General features: G+C 71.1%; 12 protein-coding genes. 3 read left to right on the top strand and 9 right to left on the bottom strand.

Going from position 1 to position 12,659, the window contains the following annotated elements; all coding sequences use genetic code 11:
* Positions 1-41 precede the first annotated feature (41 nt).
* Genes GPA04_RS19780 through GPA04_RS19770 form a run of 3 tightly spaced genes read right to left on the bottom strand, consistent with a single transcriptional unit; the run spans position 42 to position 2,336 of the window.
* A complete protein-coding gene (locus GPA04_RS19780; RefSeq protein ID WP_156225935.1) occupies positions 42-791 on the bottom strand; it encodes a FadR/GntR family transcriptional regulator in 750 nt (249 codons plus the stop codon).
* Positions 784-1,395, bottom strand: coding sequence for a bifunctional 4-hydroxy-2-oxoglutarate aldolase/2-dehydro-3-deoxy-phosphogluconate aldolase (locus GPA04_RS19775; protein WP_156225934.1), 612 nt, complete (start codon positions 1,393-1,395; stop codon positions 784-786). Before GPA04_RS19775 ends, GPA04_RS19780 begins: the two co-directional genes overlap by 8 nt.
* Entirely contained in the window at positions 1,392-2,336 is a 945-nt protein-coding gene (locus GPA04_RS19770; protein WP_206674294.1) for a sugar kinase, read from the bottom strand. The genes GPA04_RS19775 and GPA04_RS19770 overlap by 4 nt, the downstream gene beginning before the upstream one ends.
* A 37-nt stretch (positions 2,337-2,373) precedes the next feature.
* On the opposite strand from GPA04_RS19770, the gene dgoD reads away from it, so the two are divergent.
* From dgoD to GPA04_RS19755, 3 genes are all read left to right on the top strand, one after another.
* Positions 2,374-3,528 (top strand): galactonate dehydratase, encoded by a 1,155-nt coding sequence (dgoD, locus tag GPA04_RS19765; RefSeq protein ID WP_436277932.1) that lies wholly within the window; start codon positions 2,374-2,376, stop codon positions 3,526-3,528.
* A 70-nt stretch (positions 3,529-3,598) separates the two neighbouring features.
* A complete protein-coding gene (locus GPA04_RS19760) occupies positions 3,599-3,961 on the top strand; it encodes an ArsR/SmtB family transcription factor (RefSeq protein WP_156225933.1) in 363 nt (120 codons plus the stop codon).
* Entirely contained in the window at positions 3,958-4,674 is a 717-nt protein-coding gene (locus GPA04_RS19755; RefSeq protein ID WP_156225932.1) for a cation diffusion facilitator family transporter, read from the top strand. Before GPA04_RS19760 ends, GPA04_RS19755 begins: the two co-directional genes overlap by 4 nt.
* Here GPA04_RS19755 and GPA04_RS19750 read toward each other — a convergent pair.
* The 6 genes from GPA04_RS19750 to GPA04_RS19725 all read right to left on the bottom strand — a co-directional run bounded on the left by GPA04_RS19750 (position 4,667) and on the right by GPA04_RS19725 (position 12,657).
* Positions 4,667-6,451, bottom strand: coding sequence for a beta-L-arabinofuranosidase domain-containing protein (locus GPA04_RS19750; protein WP_156225931.1), 1,785 nt, complete (start codon positions 6,449-6,451; stop codon positions 4,667-4,669). The two genes, GPA04_RS19755 and GPA04_RS19750, sit on opposite strands and share 8 nt — an antisense overlap.
* Positions 6,448-7,128 (bottom strand): YesL family protein, encoded by a 681-nt coding sequence (locus GPA04_RS19745; protein ID WP_156225930.1) that lies wholly within the window; start codon positions 7,126-7,128, stop codon positions 6,448-6,450. The genes GPA04_RS19750 and GPA04_RS19745 overlap by 4 nt, the downstream gene beginning before the upstream one ends.
* Complete coding sequence (locus GPA04_RS19740; protein ID WP_156225973.1) at positions 7,128-8,039, bottom strand: carbohydrate ABC transporter permease; 912 nt, start codon at positions 8,037-8,039, stop codon at positions 7,128-7,130. The genes GPA04_RS19745 and GPA04_RS19740 overlap by 1 nt, the downstream gene beginning before the upstream one ends.
* Positions 8,040-8,041: 2 nt before the next feature.
* The gene (locus GPA04_RS19735) at positions 8,042-8,989 is read right to left on the bottom strand and encodes an ABC transporter permease (RefSeq protein WP_241680936.1); all 948 of its coding nucleotides are present in this window, start codon (positions 8,987-8,989) and stop codon (positions 8,042-8,044) included.
* Between the two features lie 93 nt (positions 8,990-9,082).
* Entirely contained in the window at positions 9,083-10,720 is a 1,638-nt protein-coding gene (locus GPA04_RS19730) for a type 2 periplasmic-binding domain-containing protein (RefSeq protein ID WP_156225929.1), read from the bottom strand.
* Positions 10,721-10,770: 50 nt separating this feature from the next.
* Entirely contained in the window at positions 10,771-12,657 is a 1,887-nt protein-coding gene (locus tag GPA04_RS19725; protein ID WP_241680934.1) for a glycoside hydrolase family 127 protein, read from the bottom strand.
* Positions 12,658-12,659 lie beyond the last annotated feature (2 nt).

The raw sequence follows: 12,659 nt of genomic DNA, 5'->3' as shown, positions 1-12,659 counted from the left end.
GCGGGCCGCCGCGACCGCAGGAGCTTCGGCCGCCGAGGTGGTCAGCGACGCCGGTTCCGCAGCCCGCGCAGCACGCGGCCGATGGCCCCTGCGGGTGCGCCCAGCTGCGTGAGCACCTCGGAGCGCGCACCGTCGACCAGCTCGCGCGCGGCGCGCTCGGCGCGGTCGGCATCGCGCACCGCGATCGCCTCGGCCACCTCCTCGTGCAGGGCGAGCACGTCCTCCGAGATCTGGTGGGGCAGGGTGCCGAGCTCCTCACGGGCGCGGAGCAGCGCGGCGAAGGTCCCTTCGAGTCGCACGAAGGCGGCGTTGCCGCTGGCGTGCAGCAGCCGGGCGTGGAACGCGACGTCGGCTGCCGTGAACCCGCCGAGGTCGCCGCGCGAGCCCAGCCGGCGCATCGTCGTGGCCAGCAGGCTCAGCTCGGCGACGTCGGCCGTACCGCCGTCGTTCTCGCAGCACAGCCGCGCGGCACGGGGCTCGACGGCGGCCCGCAGCTCCTCGAGGTCGCTCACCACAGCGAGCCGTTCGGGTCCCTGGACGCGCCAGCCGATGACGTCGGCGTCCAGGGCGTCCCACCGGTCCGAGGCCAGCACCCGGGTACCGACCCGCTGCCTGGGCTGCACCAGACCCTTGGCCTCGAGCACCCGCAGCGCCTCGCGCACCACCGACCGGGAGACGCCGTGCTGCTCCGCGACCTCCTCGGGCACCACCCGGCTGCCGGCCACCAGCTCGCCGGTGGCGATCCGGAGCCCGAGATCGGCGACGACCGGGTGCTGACGAGACTCAGGCACGCGCTTCGCGGATGGCGGCCAGCAGAGCGGTGACGGCCGCTGCGGGATCGGCCGCTCGGGTCAGCGAGCCACCGACGCCGACCGCGGCCGCACCCGCACGAACCCAGGCGGGCGCGGACTCGGCGCTGACGCCGCCGGTGGGGACGCAGCGCAGCTCGGGCATCGCCTCGAGCATGCCCGCCAGCGCCGCAGGGCTCCAGAGGTGGGCCGGGAAGATCTTGACGAGCTGCGCGCCGGCGCGCTGCGCCGTCGCCATCTCGGTGGGGGTGAGGCAGCCGGGCAGCGCGACGAGGTCGTTCTCGACCGCGTATCGCACCACCTCGACGTCGAGCAGCGGGCTGACGAGGAACGTCGCGCCCGCCGCGCGGACGTCGCGGGCGTCGGCGAGGGTCCGGACGGTGCCGGCGCCGACAGCGGCGCCGCCGGCGGTCAGGCTCTCGATGGTCTCGAGGGCGCCGGGGGTGGTGAGCGAGACCTCGACGGCGGCCAGGCCGGCGTCGAGGAAGGTCCGGGCTGCCGTGCGGCCGGCCTCGGCGGTGCCGGCGCGGACGATGCCGACCACGCCCTGCTCGGTGATCGCCGCGAGCGTCTGGTCAGCGGTCATCGGGCTACCTCCTGGGATCCGGCGAGCAGTCGGTCGCGCGTGGCGGGGTCGGGCAGGCCGGGGACGTCGCCGCGGGTGCCGACCACGCAGGCCGCGACCGCTGCCGCCTCGGCCAGCCGGCGGTCGGGCTCGAGCCCGCGCAGCCACGCGCTGAGCCAGCCGGCGGCGAAGGCGTCACCGGCACCCACCGGGTCGACCACGTGCGGCACCGGCAGCGCCGGCTGCCGCCAGGTCCGGCCGTTCCGGTGGCTCTCGGTGGCGCCGCGGGCGCCGTCCTTGAGCACCACGGTGGCGACGCCCCGCCCGTGGGCCCAGGCGATCGGGTCGTCGATGCCGACGGAGGCGGCGTCGTCGGCGCCGATGAGCAGCACGTCGGCGAGATCGGTGAGCTGCTCCACGATCTCGCGCCATCGCTCGGCGCTCGCCAGGCGCATGCGCACGTTGGGGTCGACCGTGACGGTGACGCCGGCCTCGCGTGCGGCGCGCGCCGCCGTCAGCACGGTCTCGCACGCGGAGGCGGAGATCGCCGCCGTGATGCCGGTCAAATGCAGCACCCGGGCACCGCGGATCGCCTCGAGCGGCAGGTCGGCCGGCTGCAGCCGCGTGGCGGCGCTGCCGGCGCGGTGGTAGTCGACGGAGATGCCGTGGCCCAGGCCGTCGCGCAGCAGCAGCCCGGTCGGGGCGGTCGGGTCGAGCACCAGCGCGCCGACGTCGATGCCCTCGCCACGGAGGTCGCGCCGGATCCGCCGCCCGAGGCGGTCGTCCCCCAGCCGTGAGACGAAGGCGACCTGGTGGCCCAGCCGTGCCAGGCCGACGGCGACGTTCGACTCCGCGCCGGCGTGGCCCTGCTCGTAGCCGGCTGCCTCGCCGAGGGGCACACCCGCGGGCGCCAGCAGCAGCGCCATCACCTCGCCGACGGCCACGACCTCGTTCTGCGCCACGCTCCCACTATAGTCTGACTATTCGACGAGAGAGGTCGTGAACGCCGTGAAGATCGCGCGCATCGAGACGTTCCTGGTGGCTCCCCGCTGGCTGTTCTGCCGGATCGAGACCGACGACGGCGTGGTCGGCTGGGGAGAGCCGGTCGCCGAGGGCAGTGCGGAGGTCGTGCGCGCGTGCGTGCACCAGCTCGGCGAGCTGCTGATGGGCCAGGACCCGCTGCGCATCGAGGACCACTGGCAGACGATGACGCGGTCGACGTTCTACCGCGGCGGCGTGATCCTCGCCAGCGCCGTGTCGGGCCTCGACCAGGCGCTGTGGGACATCGCGGGCAAGGTCCGCAACGCCCCGGTGCACGAGCTGCTCGGCGGGCCGGTCCGCGACAAGGTGCGGATCTACGGCTGGATCGGTGGCGACGACCCCGCGGAGATCGCCGACCACGCCGCGGCGCAGGTCGAGGCAGGGCTGACGGCGATCAAGATGAACGCGGGCGCCTACCTCAGCCCGATCGTCACCCGGGACGAGATCACCGGCGTCGCCCAGCGAGCCCAGGCAGCGCGGGACGCGCTCGGATCGGGCCGGGACTTCGCCGTCGACTTCCACGGCAGGGTCACCCGACCGAGCGCACCTCGGCTCATCGAGGCGCTCGAGCCCTCGGCGCCGATGTTCATCGAGGAGCCGCTGGTGCCCGAGCAGTCGCACCTGTTCGGCGGGCTGGTCGAGCGTACGAGCATCCCGATCGCCACCGGTGAGCGGCTGTACTCGCGGCAGGAGTTCCTGCCGGTGCTGCAGCAGGGCGTCACGGTGCTGCAGCCCGACCTGTGCCACGCCGGCGGCATCTCCGAGGTGCGCCGGATCGCGGCGCTGGCCGAGACCTTCGGTGCGTTGCTGGCACCGCACTGCCCGCTCGGGCCGATCGCGCTGGCCGCCAGCCTCCAGGTCGACTTCGCGACGCCCAACTTCCTGATCCAGGAGCAGAGCCTGGGCATCCACTACAACGTGGGCAACGACCTGCTCGACTACCTGGTGGACCCCACGGTCTTCACGTTCGCCGAGGGCTACGTCGCCCGCCCGACCGCCCCCGGTCTGGGTATCGAGGTGGACGAGAACGCCGTCCGCGAGGCCGACAAGCGGGGCCACGCCTGGCGCTCCCCGCTCTGGCGCATGCCGGACGGCTCGCTCTCGGAGTGGTGAGCGCCGGGCCTTCGCCGGGCGTTCGTCGTCGCCCTTCCGTTCAGTACAGCGTCTGCTGTACTGTCGCGGCATGGTCACGACCGCGAACCCGACAGCTCCCCTGAACGAGTCGGTCACCCTCACGCACACGGCCGCGCTGGCGCGGCTGGGGTACGCGCTGTCCGACGACACCCGGACCCGGATCCTGCTGATGCTGCGTGAGGCGCCGGGCAGCCCATCCGACATGGCGGACGCCCTCGGGGTCTCCCGGCAGGTGATGTCGAACCAGCTCGCGTGCCTGCGTGGCTGCGGGCTGGTGGAGGCCGTGCGCGAGGGGCGGCGCACCTGGTACCGCCTGGCCGACCCGCACCTCGCGCCGGCGCTCACCGAGCTCGTCAAGCTCGTGGTCGTCGTCGACCCCGGCTGCTGCGACGAGAGCTGCGGCTGCGCATGAGCGCGACCCGGCTCAGCCCGCCCGCACCGTCCGCCCCCCGGCAGTCGGTGCTGGTCCGCCGGGTCCGCTGGATCGTGGCGGCCACGATCGCCTACAACGTGATCGAGGCGGTCGTCGCGATCACGGCGGGCAGGCTCGCCTCGTCCGCGGCGCTCGTCGCGTTCGGGCTCGACTCGGTGGTCGAGGTGCTCTCCGCCGCGGCGGTCGCGTGGCAGTTCGCCGCCACCGACCATCGACGCCGCGAGCGCGTCGCGCTGCGGTTGATCGCCTTCTCGTTCTTCGGACTGGCCCTGTTCGTCTCGGTGGACGCGATCCGCTCGCTCCTCGGCGTCTCCGAGCCCGACCACTCCCCCGTGGGCATCGCGCTCGCCGTCGTGAGCCTGGTCGTGATGCCGTTCCTGTCCTGGTTCGAGCGCCGCACGGGCCGAGAGCTGGGTTCGGCCAGCGCGGTGGCGGACTCCCGGCAGACCCTGCTCTGCACCTACCTGTCCGCGGTCCTGCTGATCGGGCTGCTGCTCAACGCGACGCTCGGCTGGGCCTGGGCGGACCCGGTGGCCGCCCTGATCATCGCCGGTGTCGCCGTCAAGGAGGGCGTCGAGGCCTGGCAGGGCAAGGGTTGCTGCGCACCCTCGGCAGCGCTGATCGGCACCGATACCGCACGGGGCGAGGACGGCTGCACCGACGGCTGCTGCACCCCGCAGCAGCTCAGATGATCCGCGGGTCGTCGAGGTCGGTGTAGACCCGGTACGGGATCCGGTCGGGCACGTCGGCGAGCGGGCGCAGCGAACCGAGCGGCAGTCGAGCGGTCCCGACACCCACCGGCCGGTAGCTCAGCGCACCGTCCTCCCGCGTGAACGCGGCGTCGAGATCGACCATCTCCCACGGCGTCGCCAGCGAGATCGGCATCGTCCAGTCGGCGTTCTGCGCCAGCACCACCGGACCGTGCGCGAACGCGACCCGGTTCGGGTGCCACCGATCGACCGGCAGCACCCGCAGCCCGGCGCCCAGGCGCACGCCGACCTCGTCGCCGTCGGCCCAGTCGCGGTCCAGCTCGCGCCAACCGCCCTCGACCGTGGGCGCCTCGACGACCTCGCCGTTGACCCGGACCGCGAAACCACTGCTCCATGGCGGCACCCGCAGCCGCAGCGCGAACCGACCCGTGCCCGCGACTGTCAACGTCGTGACGTCGCCGTCGGGGAAGTCGGTCCGCTGGGCCAGCCCGTGCTCGCGGCCACCCTGGGACCACGTGACCTCGGAGGGGACGTACAACGCCACGGCGATCCCGCCGTCGTACTGGTGGTAGACGAGATCGGGCAGGTGCGAGACACCCTGCACATAGGTGCCGGAGCAGCACGGCCAGTCGTCCCAGTGCGGCAGCTTGGTCGCGATGCCCAGCCGGTAGTCGTGGTAGTACGGCGAGCGGCCGCCCGGACGCACCGGTGTCACGGCACCGAGTCCCGAGAACACGAGCTGCTCGACCCAGTCGGCGTAGCGCGCCTCACCCGTGAAGCGCAGCAGCGCGGTCGACAGCTTGAACGCGGCCCAGCTGCCGCACACGATCTCGGCGGTGTCGGTGCGCCACTCCAGGCTCCGCCCCAGCGCGCCGTCCTCGGGCAGCGTCAGCTCGCTCGGCCCGTACCCGCCGGTCGCATAGGTCTGGGTGGTGGTGACGTAGGAGTAGGCGTTCCGCAGCACCTCGAGGTGGTACGGGTCGCCGCTCACCTCGTACGCCGCGGCGGCCGAGGCGAAGGTGTTGACGTGCGAGTAGACGTGCAGCCACACCGGCACGTCCCAGGGCCGGCCCGGCTCGGGTGCCTGCGCGAAGGTGTCCCAGTACGCGTCGTAGTGCCACAGCCGCGCGACGTCCTCGACCGAGGCGTCCGCACCGGCGAGGTAGCCACGGTGCAGGTTCTCCGCCAGCGTGTACCACTCGATCGTGCGGGCGTGCGAGGTCGGCGTGATGACGCCGCCGGCGAAGTTGGCGGCGTGGGCCGGGGGCCGGTCCCGCTCGAACGTGCGCGCCGCCCACTCCACCGTGCGCTCGAGCAGCGCGAGCGCCTCGGCCCGCCCCTGGGGGGCGTAGCGCGCCACGTCGACGAGCCCGCACACGAGCTTCTCGTACCCGTAGAGCGACATCCGCACGTCGCCGTCCGGCCCGACCGTCTCGGCGTAGCCCGCGACCAGCTCGACGGCGCGTGCGGTCGCCTCGGCCGCACCGGCGGTGACGCCGAGCCTGGCCAACCCGGAGACCCACTGCCCGAAGGTGGGCTGTGTCGTCACCCGCGACCACCCGGTCATCGGTGCTCCGGGTGCGGGCAGCCCCGCCTGCTGGCGAAAGCCGTGCAGCACGTCGTCCGGTGCCATGCCGAGGTAGGTCTCGACCGCGTCGGCGATCCGCTCGCCGAGCGCGCCCGAGAGCCGTACCCGCCCCTCGTAGCCGAGCGAGCGGAGCACGGGCTCGACGGCGGAGCGCGAGTTCTCGTGGTTCATCGGGTCCCTACCGGCTCGAGCGAGGCACGGGCGGTCGCCGGTGCCGTGGGCGCTGCTGCCAGCACCTGGGTGCGCCACAGGCACGCGGTGGCGATCGCCGCCGGGGCGACGATCCCGAAGACGGGCACCAGCCCGGGCAGCAGGTAGTAGGCGCACAGCACCAGACCGGCCCCGGCACCGGTGAGCAGCGCCGTCGCCGGCCTGCCGATCACCAGCACGAGGGCGCGTCGCAGCAGGGCTGTGGCGCCCTCGTCGAAGTGGGCCTGCAGCGGCCACACCAGGATGGTGGCGAGCCCGAGCACGATGCCGAGGACGGTGTGGGCGCCGGCGAGCAGCGGGCCGGCGGCGCCGAGGTCGATCCGCTCCACGACCGACCGCGAGAACAGCAGCACCGACCAGGTCAGCACGAGCACCAGCCCGAGCCGGTTCGCCGGCCACAGCTCACGACGCCGGTGCGCGCCGAACGAGGCCCGCACGGTGCGCCAGCTCGGGAGCTCGTCGTCGACGCCGCCCTCACGCTCGTGCTCACGCAGCACGGCGTGCACCGCGGCGGTCGCGGGGAAGACCCCGAGCAGCACGGCCCCGCGCAGCGTCCATCCCAGCCACAGCAGCTGCAGGTAGAGCAGCCGCAGCCCCAGCCGCCCGAGCCGCTGGTGCCAGTCCAGGAGCCGCTGCATCAGCCCTTCACCGACCCGATCATGACGCCCTTCTCGAAGTACCGCTGCATGAAGGGGTAGAGGATGATGACCGGCAGCGTCGAGACCACGATCACGCCGTACTTGATCTGGTCGGCGTACTGCTGGGCGTAGCTGCCGCCCCCGGATCCTCCCGAGCCGCCGGCACCTCCGGAGAAGGCCTGGTTGGAGATCAGGATGTCGCGCAGCACGATCTGCAGCGGCTGCTTGTCGTAGGTTCGAACGAACACCAGGCCGGTGAAGAAGTCGTTCCAGTGCTGCACGAGGTAGTACAGGCCGATCACGGAGATGATCGCCATCGACAGCGGCACCGCCATCCGGGCGAAGAACTGGAAGTAGGTGGCGCCATCGATCGTGGCGGCCTCGTACAGCTCCTCGGGCAGCGAGTTCTCGAAGAACGCCCTGGCGATGATGAGGTTGTAGACGTTCACCGCGCTGGGCAGGATGAACACCAGCCAGTTGTCGAGCAGGCTCAGGTCCCGCAGCAGCAGGTACATCGGGATCAGGCCGCCGTTGAAGAACATCGTGAAGGCGAAGAAGAACATCAGCACCCGCCGCGGCCGGAACTCCCGCCGCGAGAGCGCGTACGCCGCCGGCAGCGTGACCAGCAGGTTCACCGCGGTGCCGACCACCGTGTAGATGATCGTGTTGCGGTACCCGGTCCAGATCCGCCCGTCCTCCAGGATCTGCTCGTACCCGAACAAGGAGATGTTCTGCGGCCAGACCCACACCCGCCCGGTCGCGACCATCGTCGCGTCGCTGATCGAGGCGATCATCACGAAGTAGATCGGGTACAGCGTGACGAACAGGATCACGGCACAGACGATCACCAGCCCGATCGTGAAGGCGATGTCGCCGGGGCTGCGTGTACGCAGAAAGCTGAGTCGCATCATCGTCACCACAGGCTCGTGTTGGACACCCGCTTGGCCACCTGGTTCGTGACGACCAAGAAGGTGAAGTTGATGAGGGTGTTGAACAGCCCGATCGCCGTGCCGTAGCTGAACTGGTTCGACAGGATGCCGATCTTGTAGACGTAGGTGGCGATCACCTCCGAGACCCCCAGGTTCAGGGGGTTCTGCATCAAGAAGATCTTCTCGAAACCGGTGTTGAGCACGTTGCCCATGTTGAGGATCAGCAGCACGATCATCGTCGGGACCAGCGCGGGCACGTCGATGTGACGGATGATCGTGAACCGGCCTGCGCCGTCGATCCGGGCCGCCTCGTACAGCTGGGTGTCGACGCTGGCCAGCGCGGCCAGGTAGATGATGCTGTTCCACCCGCAGTGCTGCCACACCTCGGAGATCACGTACACCGACACGAACGTCGAGCTGCCCAGGAAGTTGACGCCCGTGACGCCGAAGAACTCCGCCACCCGCGTGATCAGACCCGACGAGGGTGACAGGAACACCTGCAGCATGCCCACGATCACCACGATCGAGATGAAGTGCGGCAGATACGTGGCCGTCTGCAGGAACTTCTTGCGGGTCCGGCCGACCACCTGATTGACGATCAGCGCGAGCGCGATCGGAGCCACGAAGCCGGCGACCAGCGTCGTCAGGCTGATCACCACGGTGTTGCGGATCAGCGTCCAGAACTGCGGGCTGTCGAAGAACTGCTGGAAGTACTTGAGGCCGACGAACTCACCACCGGTCAGCCCGGCGGAGAAGTCGAACTCGCGGAACGCCAGCTGGAGCCCGTACATCGGCACGTAGGCGAACACCGCGACGAACGCGATCGCGGGTGCGGCCATCACCCACAGCTGCCAGTACCGGCGCGCGTGCCGGACCAGGGCAGCCGCACCACGCTGCCGCGGCCGAGATTGTGCCGGCGAGGCTGCCGTCACGGTGATCTCCTTCGATCGGGGTGCGGTTCGCCCACGACCGTGGGCGAACCGCACCTGAGGTTGGTGTCAGCCGTCAGCGCTGACGTGCTCGCGCTACCCCTGCGAGGAGCTGAACTCGTCGTAGTAGCTCTGGTGGATCTCGATGTTCTGCGCGAGTCCCGAACCCCCGACCTCGGCGACGTAGCCGTCCCAGCCGCTCTCGACCCCGCCCTCGGTGATCCAGGTGGCCCACCGCTGCATGGCGATGGTGAAGACCGCGGTGTTGTTGATCGAGATGGTGTTGAGGTCTTCCTGGCTCATCTTGATCAGCTGGCCCGGGAAGATGTCGGCGTCCGGGTCGACGTTCGCGATCGCCGCCTCCAGCGGCTGGGACTGCTCGACCGCCTCCGCGAGGTCGCTCGGCAGCACCACGTCGATGTCGTCCCTGATCCAGCCCGGCCCGTTGTCGGCCAGCGTGGTGGTCCACTTCCACGTTGAGGGGTCGACGGTCTCGTCCGTGGGCGGCAGCACCTCGTAGGAGGTGTCGTCGACCTTGGTGATGTTCTCGTCGAAGTCGCCCCAGAGCACCTCGAGCGAGATGTCCTGGTCGTAGAAGGCGTTGATGACCGCGAGCGCCGCCTCCTTGTTGTCGGACTGCGCCGACATCGTGATCGAGTTGACGCCGTAGTTGAGCATGTAGGAGTCGTAGGACCACGTCAGGTCGGCCTCGGACATGGACTCGTCGGCCCGCAGCGGCGGGAGCGCCGAGTACTGGCCCACGAGCTGGGCGCCCACGCGGTCCGAGCCCGCCCAGCCCCAGGTGAACCCGACGCGCGCGGTGTCACCCTCGCCGCGAGCCACCGACTGGTAGGCGGAGTAGTCCTGGGTCATGACGTCCTGGCTGATCAGACCGTCGGCGTAGAGCTCGTGCAGGAACGCGATCAGGTCGCGATAGCGCTCGTCGATGAGGAAGTTCTTCACCTCACCGTCCTCGACGAAGTAGCCGGCACCGCCGCCGTCGGAGATCGGCATGCCCATGCTGCCCAGCAGCACGGTCGGCTGGAAGAGGCCGAAGCCGGTCTCACCCACGGGTGCCCAGTCCATGGGGATCTCGTCGTTCGGGTCCCCGTTGCCGTTGGCGTCCTGGGTCTTGAACGCCAGCAGCACCTCGTGGAGCTCGTCCCAGGTGGTGGGCTGCTCGAGCCCCAGGTTGTCCAGCCACTGCTGGTTGATGAACTGGCGGGTGCCGGTCTCGGGCCAGAACCGCCGGTAGCTGGGCAGCGAGAAGATCTCGCCCTCGGGCTGGGTGGCCATCGACTCGGTCGCGGGCACCGCCTCGAACATGCCGGTGACGTTCGGCAGCGACTCGAGGTCGTCGCTGAGGTCCTCGAAGAGTCCGTTGAAGGTGGCGAGGTCGCCGTTGGTGATGGCGTTGGTGCCGACGATGAGGTCGGGGATGTCGCCCGCGGCGAGCATCGTGGGCTTCTTCTGGTCCCAGTCGGCGGACACCTCCTCCCACTCGATCGTGACGCCGGCGGCCTCCTCGATCTGACCGACCCAGGCCATGTCGGCCATCGCGCCGGTCAACGGGTGCTTGAGCGCAAGGATCTGAAGGGTGCCGTCACCTCCGCCGCCACCACCGTCGCCGTCGCCGTCACCACCGCCGCTGCACGCGGCGAGCGCCAGCGCCCCCACGGTCAGGGCGGCGAGTGCGGGAACCGCACGCCGCCGGAACTGTCCTGCTCTGCTCATGACTCCTCCTTGAGTATGTGCGCGACCACGCGGTCGTGCTGTCCAGCGATCTAGATGACAGGCAGCCACACCCGCATGGCGGTGCTGCCTCGGTTTCCCCATGACGCGAACGGGATGGCGACGACATCGACTGTCCGGTCGTCACCGCTCGTCGAGGGGTGCTCAGGTCGGGCGTACAGGCCGGCCGACGACGGCGACCGGACCGTTCCCTGCAGGCTCACCTGGGGTGAGCCCGAGTCGGATCGGATCGTGAGCGGTGCGCCCTCGGCGACCATCACGTCGTCCAGCGCGACGCCGTCGGGCAGGTCCACCTGCTCGACGCAGTAGACCCGAGGTCCGACCTCGATCGCGCGCGCACCCCGCAGGGCGTCGACGCGGTGGTGCGCCCGGGTCCAACGCGGCGTGAGGTCGAGAGCGAGCGTCCGTGAGCCGCTGAGCTCCAGTCGGAGGTAGCCGTCGGCGTCCGGCTGGACCGGGTCGCCGTCGAGCGTGGACCGGCTCGACCAGCTCGGGATCCGCACCGCCAGACGCAGCGGGGCGGCACCGTCGTAGCTGAGGTGGACCGCTCCGTCGTCGGGATAGCGGGTGGAGACCGCGAGCGTCCCGCCGCCGAGGTGCTCGGGGACGTCGATCTCGGCGTCGGCGTGCAGGTGCAGCGCGAGCTCGCGCTCGGTGCTGGTGGCGACGTACGCCGACATCTGCGCGAACAACCGCGCGAGGTTGGGCGGGCAGCAGGCGCACGAGTACCAGGGCTGGCGCTCGCGGGGGGCGTTCTCCTCCGAGAACCGGTCTGGGCGCAGCTGTAACGGGTTGGCGTAGAAGAAGGTGGTGCCGTCCTCGCCCACGGCAGCGGCCAGCGCGTTGTGCAGCTCGCGCTCGATCGTCTCGGCATAGCGGGCGGGTGCGTCACCGGCGAGCAGCATCCGCCAGGCCCAGTGGACGTCGGCGATGCTGGCGCAGGTCTCGGCGTAGGCGCGGTCGGACGGCAGCTCGTAGTCGTCGCCGAAGGCCTCGTCGCGGTGCCGCGAGCCGAAGGCGCCGGTCAGGTACATCTTGCGGTCGTGCGCGCTGTCCCACTGCACGTGCATCGCGTCCAGCAGCGCCTGCTCACCGGTCTCGAGGTGGACGTCGGTCACGCCGGCGTTGAGGTAGAGCTGCCGCACGGCGTGGCCGACGGCGTGCTGGGACTCCCGTACCGGGGTGTGGTCCTGGAAGTAGGAGGCGCCGAGGCCGCCGACCTTGAGCAGCCCGTGGCCGCGCAGGTCGATCATCCGCTCGGCCAGCACGAGGTACCGCCGCTCGGCCGTGTGCCGGTACAGCTCCACGAGCGCGGTCTCGATCTCGGGGTGCCCGCAGATCCCGTCCTCGCGTCCCGGACCGAACCGGCGGTCGACGAGATCGGCGAAGGCGCGAGCGAGGGTGAGCAGGTCGTCGCGACCGGCTGCCCGGTCGAGCGCCACCGCGGCCTGGATCATGTGGCCGAGGACGTACATCTCGTGGGTCCACTCGAGCTCGGCGAACCGCTTCTCCGGGTGCAGCCCCTGGATCCAGGTCATCACGTAGCCCGACGGCTCCTGGACCCGCGCGACCAGTTCGATCACCTGATCCAGCCAGGAGTCCCAGCGGGAGGTGCCGCTGCGGGAGATCTCCCACGCGACCGCCTCGATCGTCTTGTACAGGTCGGAGTCCGCGAAGACGAAACCCCGGTAACCGGCACCGGACTCGCCGATCACGCGGCGGAAGTTGTCGAGCACCCCCGAGCTCTCGAGGTTGCTGATCAGGTGATCGATCGTGGCGTCGGCGTTGCGCTGCTGCCAGCTGCCGAGGGGCCCCTGCCCGCCGAGGCGCACGGACGGCACCGCCAGCGGTCGGTGGGGCGCGCGTCCGCTGCGAGGCAGTGCGGGCGTGGCGCTCGACGCGCCGGCCGGGTGAGTCAACG

The sequence above is a fragment of the Pseudactinotalea suaedae genome, from assembly GCF_009733815.1.
GTDB classification, from domain to species: Bacteria; Actinomycetota; Actinomycetes; order Actinomycetales; family Beutenbergiaceae; genus Pseudactinotalea; species Pseudactinotalea suaedae.
This window is presented reverse-complemented; position numbering and strand designations above follow the sequence as displayed.